The sequence below is a fragment of the Sphingomonas sp. Root720 genome, assembly GCF_001428605.1.
Classification (GTDB): domain Bacteria; phylum Pseudomonadota; class Alphaproteobacteria; order Sphingomonadales; family Sphingomonadaceae; genus Rhizorhabdus.
Genome location: NZ_LMID01000001.1, coordinates 795,403 through 822,402, shown reverse-complemented (window position 1 = coordinate 822,402; position 27,000 = coordinate 795,403). Strand labels below are relative to the sequence as shown.

Here is a 27,000-nt window from a genome sequence, read left to right as displayed (position 1 = left end):
GTTCTCATTCCGCCGCGACGCCGAAGGGCACGGCCAGGGTTTCGCGGATGCGGTCTTCCAGAATGTCGAGGCCCACCGACAGAAGGGCGTCGTCGATGACGAGCGGGGCGAGCACCTTGACCACCTCGTCATGGGCGCCGCTCGTCTCGATGATGAGGCCGTGGTCGAAACAGCCGGAGGTCACCGCGCCGGCTATGTCGCCCGATCCCATGTCTATGCCCCGCATCATGCCGCGGCCACGGGTGGACAGGCCGTGCTCGGCCGCCATGGCGCCCAGCCGGCGTTCGAGCAGCAGGCTCCTGCGCGCGATATCCTCCTGGAAGCGCCCATCGCTCCAGAAGTGCCGGAGCGCCGCGGTCGCGGTGACGAAGGCGTGGTTATTGCCACGGAAAGTGCCGTTATGTTCGCCGGGCGACCATTGGTCGAGCTCGGGACGGAGCAGCGTCAGCGCGAAGGGCAGCCCCATTCCCGACAGCGATTTGGCGAGCGTGACGATGTCCGGCGTGAAGCCCATCCCCTCGAAGCTGAAGAAGCTGCCCACCCGTCCGCAGCCGGCCTGGATGTCGTCGACGATCATCAGCGCGCCATGGCGGCGGGCGATGTCCGCGATCTTGCGCAGCCAGGCGGGGGAGGCGGCATTGAGGCCGCCTTCGCCCTGGACCGTCTCCACCAGGATCGCCGCGGGGGCATCGAGACCGCTCGATGGATCGGTCAGGCGACGTTCGAGCAGGTCGGCGGAATCGACGTCCTCGCCATGATAGCCGTCATAGGGTTCATGGGCGACGTGCGACAGCGGCACGCCCGCGCCGCCGCGCTTCGTGGCGTTGCCGGTGCACGCAAGCGCGCCCAGCGTCATGCCGTGGAAACCGTTGGTGAAGGCGATCACCAGTTCGCGCCCGGTCACCTTGCGTGCGAGCTTGATCGCCGCCTCGACCGCGTTGGTGCCGGTCGGTCCGGTGAACATCGCCCGATAGTCGAGGCCGCGCGGCGCTAGGATCAAGTCCTCGAGCGCGGTCAGGAACGCCGCCTTCGCGTCGGTATGCAGGTCGAGGCCGTGGGCGATGCCGTCCGCCGCGACATAATCGAGCAGCGCCTGCTTCAGCACCGGATGATTATGACCGTAGTTCAGCGTCGAACAGCCCGACAGGAAATCGAGATACCGCCCGCCCTGACTATCGTGCATCCATACATGTTCGGCCCGGTTGAACTGGCGGGGCATCGATCGCGCATAGCTGCGCACCGCGGATTCGCGGCGCTCGTAGATCGCGGTGTCGGGTTCGGACGCGGTGGGACGCGGAAGAGTGATGGTCATGTCTGCATTTTCCTCGAAGGCACCCTGCGGTCGGCGGGGCAGTGGGCCGATACGCGCCTGCCATTCGGTGGCGTGGGCATCGGCGAAATGGATCTCGCGGTCGAACAGCACGCTCCGGGTCAGAGGCGCGCTCCACCGTCGGGCCAGCCCTTCGAACAGGGCCCAGGACGGACGGTTGTCATTGGTCACGGTGGTGATGAGGTGGGTGACGTCCGCGGCTTCCGGTCGAGCCAGAAGCGCTTCGATCATACGGCCCGCCAGACCCTTGCCCCTGGCCGTCGCGGACACCGCGACCTGCCAGACGAACAGGCTCGCCGGCTCGGATGGCGGACGATATCCCGAGACCCATCCAGCGATGGCGCCGTCCCGCTCGGCGACGACGCAATGCCCCGCGAAGTGGGAGCATTGCAGGAGGTTGCAATAGGCCGAGTTGCCATCGAGCGGCGGACAAGCGGCGATGAGCCGCGTGATCGCTGGGCCGTCGGCGGCCGTTGGTCTGCGGAACTGAAAATCGGTTTCCCCATCAGGATGCGGACGCGCGAACGTCCGTGGCGGCATCTCGGCCGCTCTTGAATTTGTTTCAGAGATTCTTCATCTCCCGTATTATATTTTGCATAACTCGTCTGGAGCCGACAAGTTTCGCCGCGTTATATGGCCATTTTGACTCGCTTTTCAACCCCTGGGGCCAAGGGGGTTGCTTCATTGGCCGAAGAAGTTTCGAAAATGCTTCGGCCGCCAAAGGAAATTTCTTGGCGTTCGGAGGCAATTTTTATATGCTCGAGGCCATGGATCCGGACATTGCGTCCCTGACGCTCCGCGCGCTGCGCCGCGTTCTGCGCGCCTCTGAAATCGGTAGTCGCCGGCTTGCCAACGCGACGGGTCTGACGCCGTCGCAGTGGCTCGTGCTGCGGGAGATCGATTCCCGGGCCTCGTCGGCCACACCGGGGGCGGTCGCCCAGGCGCTGCAGTTCAGCCAGGCGACGATCACGACGATCGTGGACCGGTTGCAGGAACTGGGCTTCGTCGGACGCCAGCGCAGCGAAAAGGACAAGCGACAGCTGATCCTGTCCATCCTGCCGGCCGGCAAGGCGGCCCTTGCCGAGGCGCCGGATCTCCTCCAGACCAGCTTCACCGAGCGGTTCATCGGTCTGCCGCAATGGGAGCAGGCTATGATCCTGGCGGCGGTCGAGCGGCTCGCCATGCTCATGGACGCGCAGCACATCGACGCGGCGCCCCTCCTGGACAGCGGCCTGATCGATCGATCCGCGCCCGCATGACCGCGCGGCCGCGCAGATATCCCGAAAACATGGCAATGCCCCCGCCATGATATTGTCATTCGCCCACCGCTTCATTTTCGTCCGTGGTCGCAAGGTGGCGGGAACCAGCCTCGAGATCGCGCTGTCGACGATCTGCGGTCCCGACGATATCATTCCCCCCATGATCGCCGTCGACGAGAGACGGCGGCAGGACATGAACGGTCGTTGCGGAAATTACAGCGATTTTCCCGCGTTCGAGGCGGCGTATCGCACCCTCGTCAGGGAGACGCCGTTCGAGCAACTGCATCGGCTGGCTCCACCCGCATCGCGCTATTCCGCCCATATGTCGCTCGCCGCGATCATTCGCGAACGGGGTGGCGCGCTCGACGGGTTCCGCGTCGTGGTGGCGCAGCGCTGCCCCTATGCGCGCGTCCTGTCCGCGCTCAACATGGTGAACGCCTTCGATGCCTATCGGCGTGGAGGAGAGATGCGCGATGATGTGGCGACACTGCCTGCGCTGTTCGACCGTGCATTGGCCCGCGGCACGCTGCACGCGCTGCGCAATATCGATCTGTATCGCGATCCGGACGGTGCGCGCACCGCGACGGTCATCCGCTACGAGCAGCTCCAAGCGGGGCTCGATGGCTTTCTCGATGAGATCGGGTATGCGGGCCGGATCACGGTGCCGCATGCGAAAAAGGGGCTGATGGCCAACGAACTAGATCCCGCCGCGCTGCTCCGGCCCGATCAGATCGCCGTGATCGGCACGCTCTTTGCCGACGAATTCGAGACGTTCGGCTATCCGCGGCTCTGACGGCTATCCGCCGGGGAGGATATTGCAGATGAGGTGGATCCGCGCGGCAGTGCCCGCATTGGCGACGGCATGGGGTCGAAAGTTGTCCACCTCGTAAACCGTGCCCGCTTGCAGGTGATAGCTGATGTCGTCGATCCGGAATCCCACGCCGGGATTGGTGACGATGGGCAGGTGGCAGCGATGGGTCTCTTCGAGCAGCGTGCCCCCGTCGCGGTGCGAGGGAATGACCTGACCGGGGCCCAGTTCCGTGAGCAGCAGGCTCTCCACGGTGCCGCCATAGGTCTCGGCCAGGCGGAGGGCGCAGGCATTGGCCGCGGCGGCCAGCGCCGCCGGCGGATAGCTGGAGGTCATCGTCGCGCGCGCACCTTCCGATTGGAGCGAAGTCCAGCGGAAGACGATCGACCGCGTGCGATCGTGCACGCGGAAACGCTGCTGCCGCACGCGGAACACGTCCCAGATCGGATCCGCCTGCGGCGGCAATGCGGCGAGGAGGTCGTCGATCGGATGGTCGAAGAGCGTCCGGATGGGGGTGGTCATGCGCATGGTGCAGTGCCTTGCAACAATGGATCCGGCGCTGTTGCGCGGGTATATCCGAGCATGTCCATGATGTCGCCATGCCGCGCCTCGATCCGCGCGATCTGGGCGGCGGTCAATTCGTCCCGCCAACCCTCGGCTTCGCCGCGGCGAAAGAAGCGCGCATCGCTCGACCGCTTCAGCGCCGACCATTCGCGAAAGCCGTGCGCCGTCTCCTGTGCGCGGAGCGTGGAAAAACCGGCCCGCGCGGCCGCCTGCTCCGCTTGCGCGGGCGAGACGGTCGCGCCCGCGAACGCCATGGCGTCGCGAAACACGCCCGCCGTGTCGCGCCTGAGATCCTCATAGCGCACGAGGTGGACCGGAACATCGGTCTGGGTCATCCAGCCGGCGACGTTCGCGCTCCAGCTCTCCACCGTCTGCGGCATGTGATGCGGCCAGGATCGCAGGCCGCGCCCGAGGGCATAATCGTCCGACGCCATGATCTCGATCGCCCGGTCCACCGTGCAGGACAGGAAGCCGGCGAGCGAAGCCGCCACCGCGCGCGGATCGCGGACCATGACGATGGCGCCCCGAGCGCCGGCGAACACCGGCTGTCCCCCAGGCGTGTATCGATACGCATCATGGACCTTCATCAGGGGCGGTGCGGGGGCGGCGGTGGGGATCGCCGGATCGCGATAGGCGCCGTCGGCCATCGCCCGGTAGGCCCCGGGTCGCAATCGGTCGGTCTCCGCCGCTGAGAGCAGCGCCGAATCGAGCAGGGTGATCGCGTCGAAGGCAAGGCGCGCGCCGGCGGAATGGCCGATCAGGTCGTTGATGTCGGGCGCCGCGTCGCCCTCCAGAGCCAGGCTCGCGGCGAGCAGCCGGAACCAGGTGTTGCCCGATCTGGGATAGGAGGCGAGCCAGATGAAACCGTTCATGCTGCCGCGCGCGCCCTTCCCAGCGCGCGCATATGCGCATCGAGCCGCCCGGCGGTTTCCGCGAGCGTGGCGAAGCTCGTCGATCGGGCGAGGCCGAACATCGGTACGCGCTGCTGCAGCGTCGCGGCCTGTTCGAACAGCGATGCGGATCCACCGGTCCGCGCCGCGAGATGGAAGCCGTGGGCGTTGCGGCGCAGGAGCATCGCCGCATCGCCGATGGGCAGGGCTACGATACCGGGGGGACCGGCCGCATCGGCTTCCCGCACCATGTAGATCGCGAGGATCGGCAACTCCGACGCGCGCGCGATGCGGTCGGGCTCGACGTGGAATTTCTGGAAGCCAGCGCGCAGCGGCGCACTGCGGCGGTCCGCCAGGCCGAGGGCATCGATGGCAGGGGCCCAGAGCCTGAGCGTGGCGCCATCGGGAGCTAGAATCGGCACACCGCGTGCGTCGGTCCGGACCGCGCACAGGTCGTCGCTGAAGAAATCATGGCCGCGGGCGACCAGGGCCGCGGCGAGCGTGGACTTGCCCACGCCGGGCGGCCCGCACAGCAGAGCCGCGACGTTTTCGACCGCGATCGCGCTCGCCCGCAGCGTCATCTGCCGCCGCTGGTGCAGCAGCACGCGCATGGCGCTGCTCTGGACGAAGCCCGCGATATCGGCTTCGGCCACGGCGGCCGCGCCTTCGACGGCGATCTCCCGGCCGCCCGTGACCAGGAAGCGGGCGACGCCGGGGATGTCCATCAGGATCCTGTCGCCTGCTACCGACCAATTCGGTCCTTGGGCCGACGCGTCCGCCAGCATCGCCGGAAGCCCGGCTTCCCGCCGGATCTGCACGTCCGGCGCGGTGCCGTCGGCTTCGAGCGATCCGGGGAGTGCGAGTGCCGAGGCGACGGTCAGCCCACCGATGCGATAATATCCTTCCGCAAGGGACGGTTCGGGGCGTGTCGTCATGACCCTCGATCGATGCTGAACATGTCCGCTTCTAACCCGGCCCGGAAAAAAGGCGAGGGTCACCGCCGCTATTCCCTCCTGCGCGGCAATGGCTGTACGACGGTGGGGACTCGGGCGCCAACGGCCTGACAGCATCGGCAGCGTGCCGGGACGGGCATCATTTGATACGGGCTTCAGCCGAAATTCGCTCCGCCGCACGATCGCTGCACCATCTGGCGCGCGCCTTCCGGCCGGTGGCGGGGCGCCGCAGCGCGGGGGCTGCCCTCCTGATCGTGGCCGGCAGCGTATTGGAGAGTGCGGGACTGGTGATGCTGATCCCGATCCTGCATGTCGCGACCGGGATCGGCGGCGGCGGTCGCCTGGAGACCTGGCTGGCGCGAATCCCGACGATGTTCGGCGCGGTCACCCCTGCCGCGCAGCTGGCGATGCTGCTGGGAGGGTTCGTGATCGTCATGCTGCTGCGCGCCGCCGTCCTCTATGCCCGCGATGCCTTGATCGACGATCTGCAGGGCGATTTCGTCGCGCGCCAGCGCAGCGATCTCCTGGGCGCGCTCGCGCGGGCGCCGTGGTCGCGGGCCGCGCGGGTGCCGCGCGCGACCATCCTCACCCTGCTGGGCACGGAGAGCGGTCGCGTGCGTGCCGCGCTGGTCGCGGTGGCCCAGGGCGCCATCGCGCTCGCGTCCCTGCTGGTGCATGGGCTTCTGGCGCTCGCGCTGGCGCCGAAAATGGCGCTGGCAGCATTGGCGATCGGCCTGCTCGCAAGCGTCGCGAGCCTTCCCGGCTTCGCGCGCACGGGTCGCGAGGAAGGGACGGGGACCGGCCGTGTCGGAACCTATCTGACCGCGATTGCCGGCAATTTCCTGGCCGGTTTGAAGCCGGCCTATGCCGAGAACGTCCGGCTGGCCTTCCTGCACGAGTTCGACGGGATCGAGGCCGAGATGCGCGACAGTGGCCGTCGTCGCCGGCGGGCGCGGATGCGGATCGCGCTGGCCATGGGATTGTTTCCGGCGATCGCCGGCGCCGGCCTGATCTGGTTCGGCCTGGAGGAACTGGCGCTGTCGCCCGCCTTGCTGATCCCGATCCTCTTCATCCTGGCCCGGATGAGCCATCCGCTCAGCCGGTTGAACCTGTCCGTTCGCCAGTTCTTCCTCAATGCGCCGGCCATCGAGGCATTTCGATCGCTCGCCGCCGACCTCGTCGCGGTTTCACCGCCGGTCTCCCCCCACAGGCCCGTCCCGGAGGGGCCGATCGCGTTTCGCGACGTGGGCTTTCGTCATCCGGGGGGCGAGGGCCTGACGGGCGTGACACTCACCCTGCCGCCCGGGAGTTTCCTTGGCGTCAAGGGCGCATCCGGCGCGGGCAAGACCACATTGGTCGACCTGCTGGCGGGAATCCTGCGGCCCCGGCAGGGAGAAATCACGGTGGGCGGCGAGCCGCTCGACGAGGCCCTTCTGCCCGCGTGGCGCGACGGTCTTGCCTATGTGATGCAGGATCCGTTGCTTTTTCATGCCACGGTCCGCGCCAACCTCCTGTGGGGCGGCCTGATCGCCGACGAGCGCGAGATCGTGGAGGCGCTGGAGCTCTCGGGTATCGCTTCGCTCGTCGCGCAGCTTCCGGAGGGGCTGGACACCGTGATCGGGGAAGGGGGGCTGGCGCTTTCCGGCGGCGAGCGGCAGCGGCTGGCCATCGCCCGCGCGCTGCTGCGCAGGCCGCGGCTGCTGATCCTGGACGAAGCGACCAATGCGATCGACATCGCGGCGGAGGCGGTGCTGCTGAAGCGGCTGTCGGCTCTCGACCCCCGTCCGACGATCATGATGGTCGCGCACCGCACAGAAAGCCTGGCATGGTGCGACCGGCATATCACCATCGCCGACGGACGCGTGGTGTCGGACGCGTTGTACGAGGAGCCCGATCATTCTGACGCTTGACGATCTGCTGACCCCGGCTGGCCGCGAACCCTTCCTGGCCGCGGTGGAGAGCAAATCCTGCTGGCATCTGCCGGTGGACCGCGCCGGCGACATGCCCGCGCTGCTGCCGTGGAGCACCATCGAAACCCTCGTGGGGCGCAATCTTATGCCCCGCGGACACTTCCGGATCGTGGTCGACGGCAATGAACTGGCGCAGGCGGTCTATTGCGATCGCGAAGGCCGGCCGCGCCCCGAATTGGTCCAGAATCTCGCCGCACAGGGGGCGACCATGGCGATCAATTCGATCGACATGCTGGTCCCCGGGATCGGACGGCTGGGCGCGGTGCTGGAGCGCGCGCTGCGCAGCCGGGTCGGCGTCAATTGCTATCTCACCTTCGGCGCGGGCTCGGCCTTTCCGCCGCATTGCGATGCGCATGACGTACTGGTCCTGCAACTCCATGGCGCCAAGCGCTGGAGCCGCTTCGGCATTCCGTTCGAATCTCCGGTGCGGGGCAGTCGCCCCGCGGTTGCCGATCCGATCTGGGAGGGAAACATGACCCCCGGCGACCTGCTGTTCCTGCCGCGCGGGGAGGTCCATTCCGCCGTTCCTCTCGGCCGTCCGTCGGTGCACCTCACCTTCGGACTCAATGAGCCGACCGGCGCGGACGTCCTACGTTGGCTTGCGACCAAAGCGGCGGACGTGGAGATATTGCGCCGGGGCGTCGGACCAACGCTGACGGGGAAAGGCCGGACCCTGCGCGAGCAGGAACTGAAGGCGGCGCTGCATGGGTTGGTCGAGGACATGACGATCGCGACCTTTCTCGCGGATCAGGATGTGGAAAGGCCGTTCCAGTCCTTTGCGCCATTGGGAATGCTTGGGCCCGAGGGCGTCACCATCGGCCCCGGGGATATGCTCGTCTCGGCATTGCGGCGGCGGCTGGATCTGGTGGCCGGAGAGGCGGGAGAAGCCCTGCTGCTGATCGGCCAGAAGCGGATCCGGCTGTCGCATCTGGCGCGCCGTGCGCTCACCGAACTGACCCTGAACGATCCCCTTCCGGCCGAGGCTCTGGCGCACGCCCTGGCGGTGGATTTTTACGACAGCGATTACGCCGGCGCGCTGGAACAGTTGGCGCGGGAGTCCCTGATATCCATAGCTATTTAGTGGCGGTGCGGGGCGTAGCGAGCACAACGACAGGATCTTCGGTGGACAGCACCGGGCCCCTATCTTAATCTCGATCAGGAACATCGAGAGGGGCGAGGCATGACGGTCAAGGACGATGATGGGGCTCCGCAATCGCCGATCGCCGATAAGGAGCCGTGGGAAACGCCACGGGTCGTTGCGGCGGCGATCAAGGAGGCCACGGCCTATTACGGGAGCGACGATCACACCCACAGTTAAGGCACTTCCCGCGTGATTCCGGACGGTTCCGGCGCACCGAAACTTGCTCCCTCCTCGGGCCGTAATCTCCTGGATTGGACGCCCGTGGCATTTGACGGGGCGGCGCAATCGCCCCTCGTCTGGGCCGATCTGCGTGGCTACGCCCGCAATGCCCCCTTTTTCAGCCGCACGACCGATGCCTGGCGCCGCCGTGGCGCGACGGATGCCGTGCGCACGGATTTGTCGGCGCTGCCGGTGCTCGATCCGGCGCTCGATCCCGATCTGATCATCGCCCATTCGTCACGCGCGGGATCGACGCTGCTGGCACGACTGGCCACCGCGGAGGAAGGCAGCATCCTCGTCTCGGAGCCCCGGATCCTGCTGAGACTGCTGGAGCATCATCTGGCGGGCATGCTGGACGCTCCGATCGGGCCGGTCCTGCAAGCCGTCGTTCGCCTGCAGGGACGCCGCCGGCCGGACGCGCAGCGCTATGTGCTCAAGTTGAACAGCCAGGCCACACGCTTCCTCCCCCAAATCCGGCGCGCCTTTCCGCGCACGCCGATCCTGTGGCTCCAGCGCCGGCCGGTGGAGGTCGTGGGATCCAATCTCGGCAGGCCCGCAGCGGGATGTCCCAAGCGGCCCGAACATATAGCGGACTGGGTGGTGCGCCGGGTCGCACTCGCTTTTCTAGGGGCGACGGCATTCGTCGATCGCGATATGCAAATCCTCGATTATCGCGACCTGCGCGAGCCCGACTGGCCCGGCCTGGCGGCGGTGCTGGGGATGGACCTGACAAGCGTGACGCTGGCGCGGATGCAGGATGTTGCCCGGCTGGATGCACGCACCGGCATTCCCTTCATGCCGCACGATCGGGCACCTGTGCCTTTGGCCGTGCAATCGATCGTGCGCGAGACGCTCGATCCGATGTACGAGGCGCTCCGCGTTCGGCGCGCCGCATAATGCAGCTGTACCGGATCAGTGGGTTGATCGTGGCCTCGGACATCATCCTGCCGGGAGCCTGGCCGCTCGACGAGGGGCTTCCCGAGGTGGTGATACGCCGCGGTGCCGTCGCGCCAGCACTGGAGCATCCGCTCGTCTCGGCCCGGCACTGGGATGCGGCAGAGGGCCGTTTCCTGCTGCGGGTCTCCGGCGTCGGGCGGTTTCTGCTCGCGGATGGCGATAGGATCACCTTTGACCGAGAGGCCGGCGCACCCGCAGCGAGGGCCGCGGCCTATCTGCAAGGCAGCGTGATGGGCATGCTGCTCCTCCAGCGCGGTTGCGTGGTGCTCCATGCCAGCGCCGCCGAGGTGGATGGCCGGGCAATGCTGTTCTGCGGCGCGTCCGGCGAGGGAAAATCGACATTGGCGGCGACGCTGTCGACCATGGGCTATCCCACGATCAGCGACGATGTCGCGTGCATCAGGTTCGACGCGACGGGATATCCCTGTGTCAGCGCCGATGCCCGCCAGCTCAAGCTGAGCGACGAGGCGATCGACGCTCTGACCCTGCGGGGACGGCAGCGCGGCGCGGTGCTCGGCGCGTCCAAGAGCTATGTAAGCCCGCCATCGCAATCGCTGGCCGATGCGCTGCCGCTGCAGGGAATCTATCTGCTGCATTCCGACGCCATAGTGCAGGATCGTATCGTGCCGCTCGAAATGCCGCAGGCACTGCGGCAGCTGAAACGCAACGCCCATCGGCCGGCGCTGGTGCGGCGGCTGGGGCAGGCGGCGCGCTATTTCGAGGCCAGCGCCAGGATCATCGGCCATGTCGGCATGTTTTCGCTGGAGCGTCGGCGCGGCATTTCGGGGCTGCGGCAGACCGCATCCATGTTAGAGGCGCATTGGGCGCAGACCGCTTCGCGCGGCGTATCGATGTGAAAGAACGACATGCTGATACACAGGCAGGGTGAGTGGCTGAGCGCCGTGATCGGTTCGCAAAGCGTGATGATGAGCACCGAGACCGGAAATTATCTGAGCCTGTCGCGGATCGGCTCGCGGATCTGGGAGCTGATCGCACAACCGATCAGCCTTTCCGCGCTGTGCGACCGCCTCATGCAGGACTTCGACGTGCACCCCGACCTTTGCCGCACGGAGGTCGAGGCATTTCTGCAAGCTTTGGTGAAACACCAGGCCGTTTCGCTTTCGTCTGCGGCTGGCTGAGCGAGGTAAACGCCGCGCTGCAAGCTGCGCGAGACTTTCCTACGGGTAATCCATTGCTTACATCTATTATGTAATCAATTGCGACGAGCTTGGTTCGGCGTACCGACAGGAAGACCCAATGACCGAGATGACGGCCACTATCGCCGATTTGGCCCCCATGGTGCAGATCGGGGATCCCGCGCCTAATTTCCAGGCGCGAACCACGATGGGTACGGTCAGCCTGTCCGACTTTCGCGGGCGCTGGCTGGTGCTGTTTTCCCATCCCGCGGATTTCACGCCGGTATGCACCAGCGAGTTTGTCGCGCTGTCGCGGGCGGTCGATCGTTTCGATGCGTTGGATTGCGCGTTGCTGGCGGTTTCCGTCGACAGCCTCTATTCGCATCTGGGCTGGATCAAGGCCATTCGCGACGCGTTCGACGTGACAGTCGGCTTCCCGATCGTCGAAGATCCCTCGCTGATCATCGGGCGCGCCTATGGCATGATCTCCGACCGGTCGCCGGACGCGGCGACGATGCGCTCGACCTATTTCATCGATCCGGAAGGAATCATCCGGGCGACGATCTGCTATCCGGCTACTATCGGCCGCTCGGTCGACGAAATGCTGCGGGTGCTCGCCGCCCTGCAACGGGTCGACACCGACAATGTCGTGACCCCCGAAGGCTGGCACCCCGGTGACGACGTCCTCCTGCCGCCGCATCCCGACCAGGCCGCACTCCTCGAGGAGGTCGAGGATCCTCGCTGGTTCCACAGGACCCGTCCCGATCGAAAGGGGGGCTGATCCCATGCGTGACCCGCTATCCGATGCGCAGATCGAGGCGATCGCGCAGGCGATGCGCACGCTCGGCCACGAGACCCGGCTGCGTCTTGTCGATACGATCTTTACCCAGGGAGAAAAATCGGTCGGCGAGCTCGAGGCGTTGACCGGCATCGGCCAACCCGGGCTCTCGCAACAACTCGCCGTCCTGCGGAAGGCCGAACTCGTCTCCACGCGCCGCGTCGCGAAGCAGGTCTATTACAGCGTCGCGGCGGACGCGCTGGACGTCGTCGTCCGATTCCTGGGCGGCCTTGCCAATCTGGCGCCGGGCGAGGCGGCGCATCGGACCGGGCAGCCGACGTCCAGGCGCGCCCGTGGGTCCGCAGCGATGTTCGCGAAGATTCTCTAGCGCGCCGGCGGATGGTGCTCCGCCACCTTGGAACCGAAATCATCGCAGAGAAATCCGATCAGGGCATCCACATGCAGGTCGGCGATGCTGTAGAAGATGGTCGTCGTCTCGCGGCGGGTCCTGACCAGTCCGCCTTCGCGCATCCTTGCCAGATGCTGGGAGACGCTCGATTGCGACAGGCCGCAGAGTTCGACCAGTTCGCCGACCGACGCCTCGCCCGCGCGCAGGCGACAGAGCAGCACCAGTCTCTGCTCGTTGGCCACGAGCTTGAGCAGCCCCGCGACCTCGGTTGCACGCTCGCGAAGGATTTCGGCGGCGTCCGAGCCCATCATCGTGTCGCGCTTTTCCCATCGTCCCGCAACACGACATAGATCGCCGGGATGACGAGAACGGTGAGCAGGGTCGAGGAAGCAAGGCCGAAAAGGAGAGAGATTGCAAGGCCCTGGAAGATCGGATCGGTCAGGATGACCGCCGCGCCGATCATCGCCGCCGCAGCCGTCAGCACGATCGGCTTGAATCGGATCGTGCCGGCTTCGATCAGCACGTCGCGCAGCGGCTTGCCCGGCGTCGCGCTGTGCCGGATGAAATCCACCAGCAGGATCGAGTTGCGCACGATGATCCCGGCGAGCGCTATGAAGCCGATCATCGAGGTGGCCGTGAAGGGCGCCGAGAACAGCATGTGCCCGATGACGATACCGACCAGCGTCAGGGGTACCGGCGTCAGGATCACCAGCGGCAGCCAGAAGTTGCGGAACTGCGCAACGACCAGGATGTAGATGGCGAGTAAGGCGACCATGAACGCCGCGCCCATGTCGCGGAAGGTGACCCAGGTGATCTCCCACTCGCCATCCCATAGTAGCGAGGCGACCGACTCGTCCTCGGGCTGGCCGTTGAGGCGGACGATCGGTTTGGCCAGGCCCTCGGACGCCCAGTCATGGGCGTCGACCGCCGTGTCGACAGCCAGCATTCCGTAGATCGGGGCCTCATATTCGCCGGCAAGCTCGGCCGTCACCATGTCCGCGAAGCGGCCATCGCGCCGGAAGATCGCCGGACTGCCCCGTTCGCTGCGCGCGTCCACGACCGCGCCGAGCTCGATCAGCTGCCCGCCCGGCGTCGCCGCGACCGGCGTGCCGGCCAGCGTCTGCGACCATCGCCGTGCCGACTGCGGCAGGGCGATGGTGATCGGCAACGGCGTGCGGCCTTGTCCGCGCGGTGCGTAGCCGACCGTTCGGTTGCCCATCAGCGCGCCGACGCTGTCGGCGACCTGACCTTCGGAGAGGCCATAATAGTCGATGCGGTCGCGCTGCGGGACCAGACGCAGTCTGGGGCGCTGCTGGCCGAAGCTGTTGTCGACATCGACGATATAGGGGACCGAGCGGAAGATCTTTTCCAGTTCGGTCGCGGTCCGCTGCCGGGTCTGCGCATCGGGTCCATATACTTCGGCCAACAGGGTCGCGAGCACGGGAGGGCCAGGAGGCGTCTCGACGACCTTGATCGACGCTCCGTCGGGCAGCTTCAGCGCCTTGATCTGCTCGCGCAGGGCAAGCGCGATCTGGTGGCTCGAGCGGTCGCGTTCGCCCTTGGGCAGCAAGGCCACCATCACGTCGCCCATCTCGGGCTTGCTGCGCAGGAAATAGTGGCGGACGAGGCCGTTGAAGTTGAACGGCGCGGACGTGCCCGCATAGGCCTCCATCGCCGTCGCCTCGGGCAGGCTGCGCGCGATGGTCGCCACATCCTCAAGCGTCCGGCCGGTCGCCTCCAGACTGGTGCCTTCGGGCATGTCGACGACGACCTGCAGCTCCGACTTGTTGTCGAAGGGCAGCAGCTTAACGGTCACGGCCTTGAAGTAGAACATCGAGCAGGCGAGCAGGGTGGCGATGCCGACCGCGATCAGGAAGTTGCGCGCCGAGGCCCGGCTGTCGATGACGCGGTGGGCGACGCGGGCATAGAGCCGGCCCAGCGCGCCGCCGCTTGCATCATGCGCGTGGCCGGCAGGCTCCGAACCATCTGCTAGGGCCTTGCGTGCGAAGCGAAGCATCAGCCAGGGCGCGATCACGACCGCGACGAAGAAGGAAAAGACCATCGCCGCCGACGCGTTGACCGGGATCGGCGCCATATAGGGCCCCATCAGGCCCGAGACGAACAGCATCGGCAGCAAGGCGGCGACCACGGTGAGCGTCGCCACCACGGTCGGGTTGCCCACTTCGGCCACCGCCTCGATCGCGGCCTGGGTGCGGCTGCGATCGTCCGGCATCGCCCAATGGCGCGCGATATTCTCGATCATGACGATGGCATCGTCGACCAGGATGCCGATCGAGAAGATCAGCGCGAACAGGCTGACGCGGTTGATCGTGTAGCCCATCAGGTTGGAGGCGAACATCGTTAGCAGGATCGTCGTGGGGATGACCACGGCGGTCACGCCGGCCTCGCGCCAGCCGATCGCAAAGCCGATCAGGACGACGATGGAGATGGTCGCGAGCGCCAGGTGGAACAGCAGTTCATTGGCCTTCTCATTCGCGGTCGCGCCATAATTGCGGGTGACCGCGACATCGACCCCGTCGGGGATGAGCTTACCCTCGAGGCTTGCGACCCTGGACAGGACGGCTTTGGAGACAAGCACGGCGTTGGCACCCGATCGCTTGGCGATGGCGATGCTGACGGCGGGCGCACTCGACCACCGGTCGCCCTGCCGCGCCCAGCGCCAGACGCGGGACTGATCCTCGCGCGGCCCCTGGCTGACGGCGGCGACGTCGCGCAGGTAGACCGGCGCGCCGTTGGCGGAGCGCACGGTGAGCATGCCCACTTCCTGCGCGGAGGAGAGGGTGCGGCCGGCCGTGACGGCGACCGCCTCGCCCCCCTGCCGGATGCTGCCTGCCGGAAAGTTGCGGTTGGCCTGGCCAGCAGCTTCGATGACGCTGCCGAGCGGCACGCCATATCGGTTGAGCTTCGCCGGGTCCGGCGCGATCCGGATCTCGTCCGGCCGGCCGCCGGTAAGAAAGGTCAGGCCGACATCGTCGACCTTGGCGATCTCGGTGCGCAGTTTCGTGGCAAGATCGTAGAGCGCCTGGTCGCTCCATCGGCCGGCCGCGCCGGGTTTGGGCGAGAGCGTGAGGACGATCGCGGGGACGTCGTCAATGCCTCGCACCGTGACCTTGGGGTCGGGAATGCCGACCGGAATCCGGTCCCAATTGGCGCGGAGTTTCTCGTCGATACGGGTCGCGGCATCCTCGGGCTCCGAGCCCACAAGGAAGCGTGCCGTGACCATCACGCCGTCATCTTCGGCCTGGGTATAGACATGCTCGACGCCATCGACGCTCTTGACGATCGTCTCGAGCGGGATGCCGACCAGTTCGACGGCGTCCGCAGCGGCAAGACCGGGCGCCATTACCTGGATGTCGACCATCGGCACGCTGATCTGCGGCTCCTCCTCGCGGGGGATCGAGACGAGCGCGAGAAGCCCGACCGCGATCGCCGCCATCAGGAACAGCGGGGTCAGTGGCGACATGATCGTGGCGCGGGTCAGCCGGCCGGAGATACCGAGGTTCATCGGCGCGCTCGCGCCAGGAAAAGTGTGTCGCCAGCCGCGACGCCGCTCAGTATCTCGATCCGGTCGGGGTCGGCAGTCGGTGCCACCTGGACGGGCACCACGCTCAGGCGGCGGTCGGTCGTCACGACATCGACCTGGTCGATGCCGTAGCGGGTCGACACGAATCGGCGGGGCACCACCAGCGCACGGTGTTGGCCGACCTCGATCGAGACGCCGACGCGCCTGCCCACGAACTGCGTCGACAGGCCGGGCACTGTCGCATCGACCCGCAACCGGCCGCCGGCGACAGCGGGATAGACCTGGGTCACCTGGCCGCGACGCGACCCATCGGGCAGATCGCCCTCGGCCACCAATATGGGCGCGCCGCTGCGCACCTGCCCGGCAAGCGATTCCGGCAGCTCGAGCCGCAAAAGGGGAGGGCCGGCGGTGATCGTCGCCACCGACATGCCCGCCGCAACGACCGATCCCGCGGGGACGTCGGCGCGCAGCACCCGGCCGCTCGCCGGCGCAAGGACCGCACCCTGGCCGACGATGCTCGCGCTTGCGCCCTGCTGCGCGCGCGCCGCAGCGACCTGCGCGTCCGCAGCACGGGACATGGCGACCGCCTGGTCAAGCCGCGCCTTCGCATAGACCTTGTTGTCGTAGAGGTCCCGGATGCGGATGAGGTCGCCGCGCGCGCGCCCCGCCTCGGCCTGCGCGGCGGCGACCTCGGCACGGTGAGCGCTGGTTTCGTAGCCGAGGCGCGCATCGACGATCATGCCGATGCGCTGGCCCTTTTCGACCATGTCGCCTTCGCGAACCGAAAGGCTGACGAGCGTCCCCGGGATCCGGGCGAGCGCCTCGGCGGAATCGCGGGTGGTGATTTCACCGCCCACCGTCTTCATGTCGGCGATGTCGCTCGCCGCGAGCTTCAGCGACTCGCCGGCGGGGAGGGGTGCGGACGCCTGGTCGGCTGCTTGCCTGTCGCCGCAGGACGCCAGGGCGAGCGATACGCCTGCAAGCAAGACCCATTTTGTCATCGCGCGCATCGCCACCCTTTCGCTCTTATCTTCTATTCGCCGGCGACGACCGGCAGGCCGGCATGTTTCCATGCGCCGATGCCGCCGCCGAGATGCGTATCGATCGCCGCGTGGGCCTGGGCGCAACGATCGAGCGCGATGCCGGATCGCTTGCCGCCCGCGCATTGAAGCACGACGGTTCGCCCGGCTGCATCCGGAACATTACGCGGTGAAAAGGCCGACAATGGGATGTTTACTGCGCCGGCGATGTGGCCCGCCGCGAATTCGTCCGGCTCGCGCACGTCGATGAGAAGCGCGGAACCGTTCGCGAGCATGTCCTTGAGTTCCACGGGCTGGATTTCGCGGTGAGACGCGGCCGTTCGAAAACCGGACATCGAAACATCTTTCAATTATGATATTGTATATATCATGTAATTATAATATTTAGTCAAGCCGGTTCCAGGCAAGCGCGAGAGGAAGGTCATGGACAAGCCGAAGATCGTGGTTCTGGGTGCCGGTCTCGGCGGGACCATCGCCGCCTACGAAATCGACGCCGCGGTAAAGGGCCGCGCCGAAGTACTGATGGTGTCCGACTCGGATACCTATTCCTTCGTGCCTTCCAACCCTTGGGTCGCAGTGCGCTGGCGAACGCCTGAGGCCATCCAGGTCCATCTGCCACCGATCTTCGCCAGGAAGAAGATCGGCTTTACGGCGGCCGGCGCGCAGCGGCTCCATGCTTCCGAAAAGCGGCTGGAGCTCAACGACGGCACATCCGTCAATTACGATTATCTCGTAATCGCAACGGGGCCAGATTTGGCCTTCGACGAAATCGAAGGCCTGGGCCCTCATGGCGGCCACACCGTCTCGATCTGCCAGACCGGCCATGCCAGCGCGGCGGCGGAGGCGTTCGACAGGTTCGTCGAAGATCCCGGTCCGATCGTGGTCGGCGCCGTCCAGGGTGCCTCCTGCTATGGTCCTGCCTATGAGTTCGCCCTGATCCTCGACACCGAGCTGCGCCGCCGGAAGATCCGCGACAGGGTGCCGATGACCTTCGTGACTGCCGAGCCCTATATCGGCCATCTCGGGCTCGACGGCGTCGGCGACACCAAGACGCTCCTCGAAAGCACGCTGCGCGAGCGGCACATCAAATGGATCACCAACGCGCGCGTCGCGAAGGTCGAGGCCGGCATGATGCATGTCGAGGAGATTTCCGAGGGCGGTGCCGTCGCCAGGACCCACGATCTCGCCTTCGCCTTTTCGATGATGTTGCCTGCGTTCAGGGGCGTGCCGGCCGTTCGCGACATCGCCGGGCTCACCAATCCGCGCGGGTTCATCCTGGTCGACAGGCATCAGCGCAATCCGGCCTTCCCCGAGATCTTCGCGCTCGGCGTCTGCGTGGCCATCCCGCCCACCGGTCCGACGCCGGTACCGGTCGGCGTGCCCAAGACCGGCTTCATGATCGAGAGCATGGTGACCGCGGTCGCGGCGAACCTCGGCATGATCCTGGACGGCGAGGAGCCGACCGCCGAAGCGACCTGGAATGCCGTGTGCCTCGCCGACTTCGGCGATGGCGGCGTCGCCTTCGTCGCCCAGCCGCAGATCCCGCCGCGCAACGTCAATTGGGCGGCGAGCGGCAAATGGGTTCACCTCGCCAAGATCGGTTTCGAGAAATATTTCCTGCGCAAGGTGCGCAGGGGGGAGAGCGAGCCCTTCTACGAGAAACTCGCGCTCCACGTCCTCGGCATCCGCAAATTGCGGATGTGACCGTCACTCTCGACAAGCAGGGAATGCGACAATGACTCTCGATCGCGCCGTCATGATCTTTGCCGGATGTGTCGTCCTTCTGGGCGTCGTCCTGTCTCTCACGATCCATCCCTGGTGGATCGCGCTCACCGCCTTTGCGGGCCTCAACATGATCCAGGCCGGCTTTACCGGTTTCTGCCCCGCCGCGATCATGTTCAGGGCGATGGGCGTCCGCCCGGGAACCGCCTTCAAGTGAACCGATCGCGCCGGCTCGTTCGCCTGACGCTGGGGGTCGCCGCTTCGCTGGCGGCGGGCACGGCGGCCGATGCCATGACGCTCGACGAAGCGATCGCCGCGGCCATGCGCCACGCCCCCGAGATCGCCGTCGCGGATGCGGAGGCCGACGCGGCCAGGGCCCGGCTCGATCAGGCCCGGTCGGGACGTCTTCCGACCGCGACGCTCAGCGGGACGATCGGCTATGGCCGTCTCGATCCCCGGAACTTCTTCGGTCTGGGCGCCGCTGACGTCACCCCGCGCGCGGCGCAGGTGACGGTTGAGCAGCCGCTCTTCACCGGCGGCCGCGTCGGCGCGGGTATCGACCGCGCGCGCGCAGGGATTGCCGGCGCGGAGGCGGGGCAAAGCGGCGCACGTGCCGAGCTCGCCATGGCCGTGACGCAAGCCTATGGAGACATCCTGACGGCGGCGCGGATGCTCACCCTCTACGAACGGCTGCTTGCCGAAACCGCCGAGATCGAGCGCCAGGCGAGGCTACGCTATCGGGCCGGGGAGAGCCCCAGCACCGATGTCGCGCAGGCCGGCGCACGCCTGGCCGAGGCTCGCGCGGGGCTGGCCCGGGCGCAGGGCATGCAGGTATCGGCTCGCGCCCATTTCGCCAATCTGACCGGGTTCGAACCCGTCGAGCTGCAGCCCTTGCCCGCCAATCCGCCCCTTCCGGGCACGCTCGACGAGGCGGTCGACGAGGCGATGCGGACCAATCCGCAGTTCGTCCAGGCCAGGGCCGGCCTGCATGCGGCACAGGCGGTCGCCCGGGGCGCGCGTGCCGAACGATTGCCGACCGTCGGCGCCTTCGCGGAAGCCGGGACGGTGCGTGACCAGTTTTTCCCCGATTATCGCGCGGACAGCGCGACGGTCGGCGTTCGCGCGCGCTGGGAATTCTTCAGCGGCGGCCGCGTATCGGGCAAGGTTTCGGAAGCGAGCAGCGAGGTTCGCGCCGCCGATGCGCGGATGCGAGCCGCCGCCATGCGGGTCGAGGAACAGGTCATATCGGCGTTTCAGGAGGTGCGCACCGCGCAGTTGGTCGAGCAGGCCGCGGGCGACCAGGCCATCTCGGCGGTGCAGGCGCTCGAGAGCGTCCGCCACGAGGTGCGGGTCGGCATGAAGCCCCAGCTCGACCTGCTCGACGCCGAGCGCGAGGCGATCGCTGCCGAGGCTGGAGCCATCCGCGCCGGGACCGACCGCATCGTCGCCGCCTATAGGCTCGCAGCGTTGTTGGGCCGCGCCCTGAAACCATAAGGACAAGCATGATGCACAAGGACTGGCCGGCAATGGCCGCCGAATTGACCGGAGCGATCAAGGAAGTGCGGCTGGGCAGCCCGGAGGTAACCAAAGCCTTCTCGGCGATGGCGCGCGCCGCGACGCAGGCGGGCGTGCTCGATACGAAGACCAAGGAACTGATCGCGCTCGCCATCTCGGTTGCGATCCGTTGTGACGGATGCGTAGCCTTCCATTCCCAGGCAGCGGTCAGGCAGGGAGCGACCCGGGACGAAATCATGGAAACGATGGGCATGGCTCTCTACATGGGCGCGGGTCCCAGCCTGATGTATGCGGCGCAGGCGGTGGAGGCGTTCGACCAATTCGCAGCGGAAGCCAGCGGAGACGGCGTGTAGCGCTGGAACCGCCGCGGGCGGACCAGCCACTTATATCGGCCGGTGGAAGGCGTCTTGGCAACGTCGGCGATTGGATGGAGCTCGGCCGCGTCGAGCGGCCGACCAGGCTGAACCCGAGGCCGACGCGCGACCAACGCACCGGTGTCACTTGCCCCGCATTGCCCAGCTTCACCGGCGTGCCGCGATCGATGGCCATGTCGCGCGAAGCAGGGGTGGCGACCCTTCCGGATTACCTCTTGCGCGGTGGCTCCAGAGCGTCCCGGATAGAGTATGGTCGCGGACGGCACATTCCTATGTGTCGTGCGGTTGCGTACTCCCCCGTTGCAACCTCACCGTGCTGACAGGCCGCACGAGCTGCCCCCCTAATGTGCGGCCTGTCACACAACCTCCCCAGACCAGATCGGTTCGCAGGCCGGATCGGTTCGCAGCCCGGGCCGGATGTGGCGCCGGTCCGAAGGGCGCGGGGCGCCGGGCGTTTGTGGCGAAGCTCAGCTGGACAGCCTGGCGCGCGGCGGCACGACCCATGCGGGGTCGTCGTCGAAGGCGATGAGGTGGTGCTGCAGCGCCCAGATCGCCGCCTGGGTCCTGTTCGCGAGTGAGAGCTTGCGAAGCATGGTCTTCACATGGACCTTCACCGTGGCTTCCGAGATGTTCAGCCGCCGTGCGATCAGCTTGTTCGTCTGGCCCTTGGCAAGGCAGAACAGGATCTCGATCTCGCGCATCGACAGCAGGCGATGGAGCTCGGTTCGCTCGTCCACCGCGGTGTCCCGCTCGAACACCGTGTAACAGGGGCTGGTCTTTCGGGCGATCCGGTCGAGCACACGCCACAAGGTATGGAGCTTGGCCGATCGCGCCACGGCGTAATCGACGCCGGCGACAGCATCCCATGCTTCGCCGATATCGTCATCGTGGAGCAGCATGATGCGGACCTCGGCCAGCTTTTTCCGGATCGCCCTGCAGGCGGCGATCCCGCTCTCGCTGTCGGCGGCGTCCACGACCACGAGTTGATTGGGGACGTCAGGAAGTCCGGCAATACAGCGCTCGAGCTGGTTCAATGGCCAGGTGGAAACCTTGAAGCCACGATCGCCCATCAGCTGTTTTAGCCCTTCTCGAGCAATCTCATATCCGAGAAGCGAAATCTGCAAGTGGTGGCTCAAGCGAACCTCCCGTACTTTACGCAGTGAACAATTAAATAGTAAAATAGAGACGGATAAATGGCAGTTTGACGAAATTTCTATCATAGATTTTGTTGAGAAAAAATTAACAAATGTTAGGCCCTGTATCGGTCGAGCTTGGGGTGAAGATTGTCTGCCATAAATCTGTTCAGGAAGTCGCAGTCTTCCGCCGAAAGTTGCTCTCGATATCCGGCGACCTTGCCGCTGCGGACCTTGTAGGATTGCGGATCTTGGACATCGCCCGGCCGCAACCGCACATGCTCCACGATCCCCGAGCGCTCCATCGTCTGCATTTTCTCGAAGGAGCAGAGTTTCAGGGCTTCGTGGAGATTTTCCGCCGAAATGCCGGTAACGCCCGCAAACTCCAGCGCAGCGGAGACCGTTTCCATCGGACGGGCATGAAGATCCTCATAGGTCAGCATCTGCACCTCCCGGAGCTTGTCCAGGTTCCGCATCCATTCGTTGAGGAAGGCGATGAGCGAGGCGAAGCCTCCGGCTTCCTGGCGGATGAACGCACTGATCGTCCCGTCATAGGCGCGGACGCGCTTCGTCATCTCGAAATAGAGCGAGACGATCGTATCGCGGGGATCGCGCACCAGCAGGATGATCTTCTTGCCGCTATATCGCTCGCCGTCCCAGCGCACCTCGCTGGGACGTGCAAGATGCGCGTTGACGTCATGGGTGAAGGCGAGGCGCGGAACCCGCGGATCGAACATCCACATATGATGGACGGAGGTCGGATCGACGGCGCGGGCGCCGAACTGAAGCTGGATCGCGGTCCCGAGGATGGTGCGGAACCAAGTCCGGCCGCTCTTGGGAAAGGATATGACATAGACGTCGGTGGTCCAGCGCCGGTAACGGTCGACGAGCCAGCTCGGCGCGATCCTTCCCGCGCTCTTGCCGAAGGAACGGTGCAGCGACCGGATGGCTTGTGCGGGCAAGAGCGATCTCCAGATCCGTTGGGGGGCCGAGGGGCCACCGCGTCTGGCGGTAAGCTATTCCAAGCGGGCGCATCCTATCGAGTGCGCCGAGGGATTACTCCGTCAGGATGAAGTCATTTCGCGCCGAGCAACAGCGTCACGTTGCGAAGCAACGGGTCCACCTGGCCCTCGGAAACGGCCTCTTCCTGCAGGACGCGGTGCAGCGTGGGCTGGATACCATAGCTGGTCAGCGCCCCCGATCCGGGCACGATCGCGACATTCTCGCAGTCGATCGGTAGCGGGAGCCAGCGACTGTTCGTCCATATCTCGGTCTTCAGATTGTACCGGTTGCCGCAGAGCGCCGAGAAATAGCGCGTATCGATGTGCGCCTTGACGATGACATGGCATCCGTCGGGAACGTCGACGCCGCCCGCTTCGGTCTGAACGGCGTGGAGGCGGGTCAGGCACCAACGGAAGAAGGGAATGAGCGACAGGAGAGCGAAGGCGTCGGAGACCCCCCGCCTCGCGAGGGGACCGCGCATCTCCTCGCGGCTACGGTCCAGCATATATCCCAGGCGCGCCCAGGGCCCCAGCGAGTTCCGGACCATGCGGAACAGCGCTTCATGCCCCGCATGGGACTCATGATATTTGAGCCTTTGCACGGCGACCCGATAGGAGTCCGGAAATTCCCTGCCGTCGCAAGTCGGGCCGAGGGCCGCCATGATCGAGCTCGCAAAAGCCCAGCAGTCGTCGATCAGGGGAGCGTTCATGGCGACGTCCTCGCCCAGGATCCGGAAGCGCTCAGGCCGCACCGCCAGCCCTGCATCGTCCATGCTGATCTCGATCTTGCGGGCGATGTAGGAATGCCGGCCCGGCTTGAAATAATAGAGATCGCCGAGCGCCTTCGTCAGATCGTCATGCGGCAGGAGATTGGCCGACAGGTCGTAGAGCGTCGAAGCCCATGGCATCGACTGCGGCTCGGCCATCAGTTGCCGCCACAGCGTGCCCACCGCGGGATCGCCTTCGACCACGACCGCGGCGGCGCCCTCCCGGAAGCATTCCCCCAGCACGCCGGGCCCGAGCGCCGACGCGGGAATATGCTTTATCGTTCGCATATCGCGGCCGGGGCGTCTCGGGTTGGCAAGGGGCTCATGGGGTGGGGGCTTCCTGGGTTCGGATGGCTTCGGGAGAGTGGGCCTGCGCGGGCGCGCGATAGATCTTCTGGTGGAAGAACCACTCATAGGGCTTCATTTCGATCGTCCTGTGAACGACGTGCGTGACGAGCAGGGTGACGGGCGTGACCGCCGCGAAGAAGAGGGTCATCGAGAGCAGGTGTTCGTCGGTGAACAGCCCCATCCGGTCGAACACCAGCCGGCCCAGATAATAGCAATAGGGATGGACGAGGTAGAGGCTGTAGCTGACCGTGCCCAGATAGCGCGCCGTCGGCGACCCCAGGCACAGATGGGTCAGGCTGCCGGGGGTTACCGCCAAAGCGAAATAGGCCAGGCTGGAAACCAGGATCTTCAGGGCCGTGGGATTGGCGAAATCGGCCGGCACATAGGCGAACCAGGACATCGACGCATAGCGGATGAAACAGGCGAGCGCGACCAGCTCGAGCGGGCGGGAAAGCCAGAGCGGCAAGGCGATGTGCCGGTCATGGAGAAGCCGGACGCCAATGCCGCCGGCGAAGAACAGCGCGATCGGGAAGACTCCAATGAACGCGATGCACAGCAACGCCGCCAGCAGCAGGCCCGTCCGGTTCGGCCGATGGACGACGAAATAGACGGCGAGGCAGGTCAGGGCGTAGAACATCACCTCGAAGGACAGGCTCCAGGCATTGGGGGTGAGCTGCTCCGTACCGACGAAGATGTTGACGAAGGTCAGGCCCGCCAGGATCGTCGGGAGGTCGTTCAGCTTCGGATAGAGGTTCGTGGCCGCATTGAGCCCGACGAAGACGAGGCTGAGCACCAGGAAGAGCGGATAGAGCCGCAGGAGGCGCCGCAGGGCGAATTGTCCCGGTCTGTAGCGAACCACGCTGGGCAATATGACGAAGCCGCTGATGACGAAGAACAGTACCACCCCCGCCGTGCCGAAATGCCAGAGGGGCTCGATGAAGCGGCCATAGGACGGATCGCCGGCATAGATATGCTTGGCGGTGCCACCGAGCAGATGCCCCCAGAACACCATCATCGCGGCGACGCCGCGCAGCCCGTGTGCGGCGGCGTTGAACTCGGTCGATCCGGCGGTGGGGCCGCGACGGCGCGTTCCGGTGTCGTTGGCGGGACGCGGCACCCCCTGCATGGCCTCACCCGGCAGCGCGAGCAAATCTCCTTCGGCCATTCCGTTCTCACCCCTCGATGCCGGTTATCGGTCGGCGACCAGCCTACGCCGGAAGCGACGTCGTGCGGATGCTATTGTGAGGAAGTGTTTCCGGGCGTTCGGAGGGGGCACCGTTCTCCCAAGGGGTTAGGCCGGATTGCCGAGTCACGTCGCGATAGACGTCGATCATGTGATCGACGCACCGGCCCCATTCATAGCGTTCGCGGACGCGCCGGCGGCCGGCGTTCCCCAGACGCGCGCGCGCGGCCTCGTCGGTCGCCAGGTCGCGCAGCGCGGCGGCCAGCTTCATCGGGGCGTTTCGCGGGATGACGAGGCCGGTCACGCCATGTTCGACGACTTCGGGCAGGCCCCCTGCATCGGATACGATGACCGGCAGGCCGCAGGCCCCGGCCTCGATGATCGCGACGCCGAAACTTTCGCTGTCGTCCCGGCTGACCGCCACGAACAGGTCGAACTCGCGCAGCAGGGCCGGTACGTCGCCATGGTCGACATGGCCTTCGAAGAAGATCCGTCCTCCGCCGATGGCGCGCGCGAGCGCCGCATATTCGGCATGGGCCTCCCCCTCGCCGGCGATGCGCAGGATCGGGTCGAGCGCGGCGAAGGCGGGATAGGCCAGAGACGCGGTGAAGCCCCGGATGAGGGTATCGATCCCATATTTGTGCTGCAGCGACTTCACCGTGCCGACGACGAGGCGCCCGTCGGTGCGGGGCGAGCGGCGCGGGGCGAACAATTTGGTGTCGACGCCGAAGGGAACGACGTCGATCCGTCCGGTGACGCCCAGCCGCCGAACCTCCTCGGCCATCACATGGCTGGTCGAGGTTATCCGCAGCGCCCCGCGCAGCGCGCCGGTGACGAGCCGCCGGTGCAGCCAGCTGCGGTGCGGAACCTCATAGACATCGCCGCCCCAGACCGAGACGAGCCTCCTGCGGATGCCGGACAGCCACGCCATGGCGCCATATCCGCCCGCATAATGGACGTGGAGCAGTTCGGCCCCGGACCGGTCGAAGAGGATACGCAGCACCGGCGCATTGAGGGCATAGGCCAGCCCCCCCCGGAAGGGCAGCATCCGGAAGGCGACGGCAGGGTGATAATCCTCGGGCCGCGGCGCCTGCTGGGTGATCAGGAGGACCTCGATGCCGCGCTCCGCGAGCGCGTTCACCCAGCGTATCGTGTGGATATTGGTCGCGACCGCGAGTACCGCGATTTTCATGCCTCGTTCCTCGTCTTGAGCCTGCGAGGGTGGGGATTCCGGACCGCGGCTGGCAAGCGGTCAGGAGGCGCCTATGCGGAATAGTCGGCGACGATCGTTCAGAGATAGGCGGCGCCGCGCATGCGATGGCGCTGCGGGCGGGCCGGCACGCCGAAGCAGACGAGCTGGTCTTCGACATCGCGATCGACGAAGGCCATACCGCCGATCACGCAATGATTGCCGATCCGGATGCCGTGACGGACGCTCGCGCCGATCCCGATGTGGCTGAAGGTGCCGACGCGGACGTCGCCTCCGGTCGAGACGCCGGGGCCGGTGGAGGCGAAGTCGCCGAAGATATTGTCGTGATCGAGCCTGGCCCCGGTGTTGATCAGGACATGCCGGCCGAGGCTGGTGTGGCAGTTGACGATGGCGCCGGCCACGATGACGCAGCCGGGGCCGATCTCGGCGCTGCGCGAGATGATCGCCGATGGGTGGACGATCGTCGCCCAGGGCAGCTCGGGGATCGATCGCTCGACGACGTCGACGACGCGCAGGCGGACCATATTGTCGCCGATCGCGACGACGGCGGCGGTCCCCGGATGCCGCGCGGCGATGGCGGGAAGCTCCGCCAGGCGGCCGAGCACCGTCTCGCCACCGATCGGCGACCCGATCGGCAGCCGGTCGTCGAGATAGCCGATCACCCGGAAGCGGCTGTCGTCGACGCAATCGCGCACGACCGCGGCATGATGGCCCGCGCCGATGATCGCCAGCGGAACCCGGTCTCCCAT

28 protein-coding genes and 1 pseudogene are annotated in these 27,000 nt (G+C 66.5%); 14 read left to right on the top strand and 15 right to left on the bottom strand.

Annotated features, from left to right (window positions below; genetic code table 11):
- Positions 1-4: 4 nt before the first annotated feature.
- Together ectB and ectA are read right to left on the bottom strand one after the other, a co-directional pair.
- The gene (gene ectB, locus ASE22_RS03740) at positions 5-1,312 is read right to left on the bottom strand and encodes a diaminobutyrate--2-oxoglutarate transaminase (RefSeq protein ID WP_056356302.1); all 1,308 of its coding nucleotides are present in this window, start codon (positions 1,310-1,312) and stop codon (positions 5-7) included.
- A 51-nt stretch (positions 1,313-1,363) separates the two neighbouring features.
- Positions 1,364-1,870, bottom strand: a pseudogene (ectA, locus tag ASE22_RS27255) (diaminobutyrate acetyltransferase); the annotation flags it as partial.
- Positions 1,871-2,085: 215 nt separating this feature from the next.
- On the opposite strand from ectA, the gene ASE22_RS03735 reads away from it, so the two are divergent.
- Positions 2,086-2,589 carry a MarR family winged helix-turn-helix transcriptional regulator gene (locus ASE22_RS03735; RefSeq protein WP_056356299.1) on the top strand — a complete coding sequence of 168 codons (504 nt, stop codon included), beginning with the start codon at positions 2,086-2,088 and terminating at the stop codon, positions 2,587-2,589.
- A gap of 160 nt (positions 2,590-2,749) precedes the next feature.
- Complete coding sequence (locus tag ASE22_RS03730; RefSeq protein WP_156397352.1) at positions 2,750-3,382, top strand: hypothetical protein; 633 nt, start codon at positions 2,750-2,752, stop codon at positions 3,380-3,382.
- A gap of 3 nt (positions 3,383-3,385) precedes the next feature.
- On the opposite strand, the gene ASE22_RS03725 is transcribed toward ASE22_RS03730, so the two are convergent.
- From ASE22_RS03725 to ASE22_RS03715, 3 genes are read right to left on the bottom strand one after another with little or no spacing between them, the layout of a single operon-like run.
- Entirely contained in the window at positions 3,386-3,925 is a 540-nt protein-coding gene (locus ASE22_RS03725) for an aspartyl/asparaginyl beta-hydroxylase domain-containing protein (protein WP_056355115.1), read from the bottom strand.
- Positions 3,916-4,833, bottom strand: coding sequence for a sulfotransferase domain-containing protein (locus tag ASE22_RS03720; protein ID WP_056355112.1), 918 nt, complete (start codon positions 4,831-4,833; stop codon positions 3,916-3,918). Before ASE22_RS03720 ends, ASE22_RS03725 begins: the two co-directional genes overlap by 10 nt.
- Positions 4,830-5,786, bottom strand: coding sequence for a hypothetical protein (locus ASE22_RS03715; RefSeq protein WP_056355108.1), 957 nt, complete (start codon positions 5,784-5,786; stop codon positions 4,830-4,832). The genes ASE22_RS03720 and ASE22_RS03715 overlap by 4 nt, the downstream gene beginning before the upstream one ends.
- 233 nt (positions 5,787-6,019) lie before the next feature.
- Between ASE22_RS03715 and ASE22_RS03710 the strand changes: the two genes are divergently transcribed.
- The 8 genes from ASE22_RS03710 to ASE22_RS03680 all read left to right on the top strand — a co-directional run bounded on the left by ASE22_RS03710 (position 6,020) and on the right by ASE22_RS03680 (position 12,393).
- Positions 6,020-7,714, top strand: a complete 1,695-nt coding sequence (locus tag ASE22_RS03710; RefSeq protein ID WP_056601698.1) for an ATP-binding cassette domain-containing protein — start codon at positions 6,020-6,022, stop codon at positions 7,712-7,714.
- Positions 7,715-7,805: 91 nt separating this feature from the next.
- Positions 7,806-8,855, top strand: a complete 1,050-nt coding sequence (locus ASE22_RS03705; RefSeq protein WP_156397355.1) for a JmjC domain-containing protein — start codon at positions 7,806-7,808, stop codon at positions 8,853-8,855.
- Positions 8,856-8,954: 99 nt separating this feature from the next.
- Positions 8,955-9,092 (top strand): hypothetical protein, encoded by a 138-nt coding sequence (locus tag ASE22_RS26635; protein WP_156397357.1) that lies wholly within the window; start codon positions 8,955-8,957, stop codon positions 9,090-9,092.
- Between the two features lie 12 nt (positions 9,093-9,104).
- Entirely contained in the window at positions 9,105-10,031 is a 927-nt protein-coding gene (locus ASE22_RS03700) for a hypothetical protein (RefSeq protein WP_156397359.1), read from the top strand.
- Entirely contained in the window at positions 10,031-10,948 is a 918-nt protein-coding gene (locus ASE22_RS03695; RefSeq protein ID WP_056355097.1) for a hypothetical protein, read from the top strand. Before ASE22_RS03700 ends, ASE22_RS03695 begins: the two co-directional genes overlap by 1 nt.
- Positions 10,949-10,957: 9 nt before the next feature.
- Positions 10,958-11,230, top strand: a complete 273-nt coding sequence (locus ASE22_RS03690) for a PqqD family peptide modification chaperone (RefSeq protein ID WP_056355094.1) — start codon at positions 10,958-10,960, stop codon at positions 11,228-11,230.
- 127 nt (positions 11,231-11,357) lie between these two features.
- The gene (locus tag ASE22_RS03685) at positions 11,358-12,008 is read left to right on the top strand and encodes a peroxiredoxin (RefSeq protein WP_056356298.1); all 651 of its coding nucleotides are present in this window, start codon (positions 11,358-11,360) and stop codon (positions 12,006-12,008) included.
- Between the two features lie 4 nt (positions 12,009-12,012).
- Positions 12,013-12,393, top strand: a complete 381-nt coding sequence (locus ASE22_RS03680) for an ArsR/SmtB family transcription factor (RefSeq protein WP_056355090.1) — start codon at positions 12,013-12,015, stop codon at positions 12,391-12,393.
- Here ASE22_RS03680 and ASE22_RS03675 read toward each other — a convergent pair.
- The 4 genes from ASE22_RS03675 to ASE22_RS03660 are packed head-to-tail and all read right to left on the bottom strand — an operon-like array spanning position 12,390 to position 17,333.
- Complete coding sequence (locus ASE22_RS03675; protein WP_056355087.1) at positions 12,390-12,725, bottom strand: ArsR/SmtB family transcription factor; 336 nt, start codon at positions 12,723-12,725, stop codon at positions 12,390-12,392. The two genes, ASE22_RS03680 and ASE22_RS03675, sit on opposite strands and share 4 nt — an antisense overlap.
- Positions 12,722-15,940, bottom strand: coding sequence for an efflux RND transporter permease subunit (locus tag ASE22_RS03670; RefSeq protein WP_056355084.1), 3,219 nt, complete (start codon positions 15,938-15,940; stop codon positions 12,722-12,724). The genes ASE22_RS03675 and ASE22_RS03670 overlap by 4 nt, the downstream gene beginning before the upstream one ends.
- Positions 15,937-16,968, bottom strand: coding sequence for an efflux RND transporter periplasmic adaptor subunit (locus ASE22_RS03665; RefSeq protein ID WP_235536527.1), 1,032 nt, complete (start codon positions 16,966-16,968; stop codon positions 15,937-15,939). The genes ASE22_RS03670 and ASE22_RS03665 overlap by 4 nt, the downstream gene beginning before the upstream one ends.
- 23 nt (positions 16,969-16,991) lie before the next feature.
- Positions 16,992-17,333 carry a rhodanese-like domain-containing protein gene (locus ASE22_RS03660; protein ID WP_056355081.1) on the bottom strand — a complete coding sequence of 114 codons (342 nt, stop codon included), beginning with the start codon at positions 17,331-17,333 and terminating at the stop codon, positions 16,992-16,994.
- A gap of 88 nt (positions 17,334-17,421) precedes the next feature.
- On the opposite strand from ASE22_RS03660, the gene ASE22_RS03655 reads away from it, so the two are divergent.
- The 4 genes from ASE22_RS03655 to ASE22_RS03640 are packed head-to-tail and all read left to right on the top strand — an operon-like array spanning position 17,422 to position 20,588.
- Entirely contained in the window at positions 17,422-18,702 is a 1,281-nt protein-coding gene (locus ASE22_RS03655; RefSeq protein WP_056355077.1) for an NAD(P)/FAD-dependent oxidoreductase, read from the top strand.
- Positions 18,703-18,733: 31 nt separating this feature from the next.
- On the top strand, positions 18,734-18,937 hold the full coding sequence (locus ASE22_RS03650) for a YgaP family membrane protein (RefSeq protein WP_056355074.1): 204 nt from the start codon (positions 18,734-18,736) through the stop codon (positions 18,935-18,937).
- Positions 18,934-20,214, top strand: a complete 1,281-nt coding sequence (locus ASE22_RS03645; RefSeq protein ID WP_235536507.1) for a TolC family protein — start codon at positions 18,934-18,936, stop codon at positions 20,212-20,214. Before ASE22_RS03650 ends, ASE22_RS03645 begins: the two co-directional genes overlap by 4 nt.
- 8 nt (positions 20,215-20,222) lie before the next feature.
- Entirely contained in the window at positions 20,223-20,588 is a 366-nt protein-coding gene (locus tag ASE22_RS03640; protein WP_414886677.1) for a carboxymuconolactone decarboxylase family protein, read from the top strand.
- 488 nt (positions 20,589-21,076) lie between these two features.
- Here ASE22_RS03640 and ASE22_RS03635 read toward each other — a convergent pair whose 3' ends face one another.
- The 6 genes from ASE22_RS03635 to ASE22_RS03610 form a co-directional block, all read right to left on the bottom strand.
- Entirely contained in the window at positions 21,077-21,679 is a 603-nt protein-coding gene (locus ASE22_RS03635) for a helix-turn-helix transcriptional regulator (RefSeq protein ID WP_056355070.1), read from the bottom strand.
- A 179-nt stretch (positions 21,680-21,858) separates the two neighbouring features.
- Entirely contained in the window at positions 21,859-22,704 is an 846-nt protein-coding gene (locus ASE22_RS03630; protein WP_056355067.1) for a sulfotransferase domain-containing protein, read from the bottom strand.
- Positions 22,705-22,817: 113 nt separating this feature from the next.
- The gene (locus tag ASE22_RS03625; RefSeq protein WP_056355063.1) at positions 22,818-23,798 is read right to left on the bottom strand and encodes a hypothetical protein; all 981 of its coding nucleotides are present in this window, start codon (positions 23,796-23,798) and stop codon (positions 22,818-22,820) included.
- Between the two features lie 34 nt (positions 23,799-23,832).
- On the bottom strand, positions 23,833-25,023 hold the full coding sequence (locus ASE22_RS03620; RefSeq protein WP_056355060.1) for an acyltransferase family protein: 1,191 nt from the start codon (positions 25,021-25,023) through the stop codon (positions 23,833-23,835).
- A 43-nt stretch (positions 25,024-25,066) separates the two neighbouring features.
- The gene (locus tag ASE22_RS03615) at positions 25,067-26,233 is read right to left on the bottom strand and encodes a glycosyltransferase (RefSeq protein ID WP_056355057.1); all 1,167 of its coding nucleotides are present in this window, start codon (positions 26,231-26,233) and stop codon (positions 25,067-25,069) included.
- A gap of 98 nt (positions 26,234-26,331) precedes the next feature.
- On the bottom strand, positions 26,332-27,000 hold the full coding sequence (locus tag ASE22_RS03610; RefSeq protein ID WP_056355054.1) for an acetyltransferase: 669 nt from the start codon (positions 26,998-27,000) through the stop codon (positions 26,332-26,334).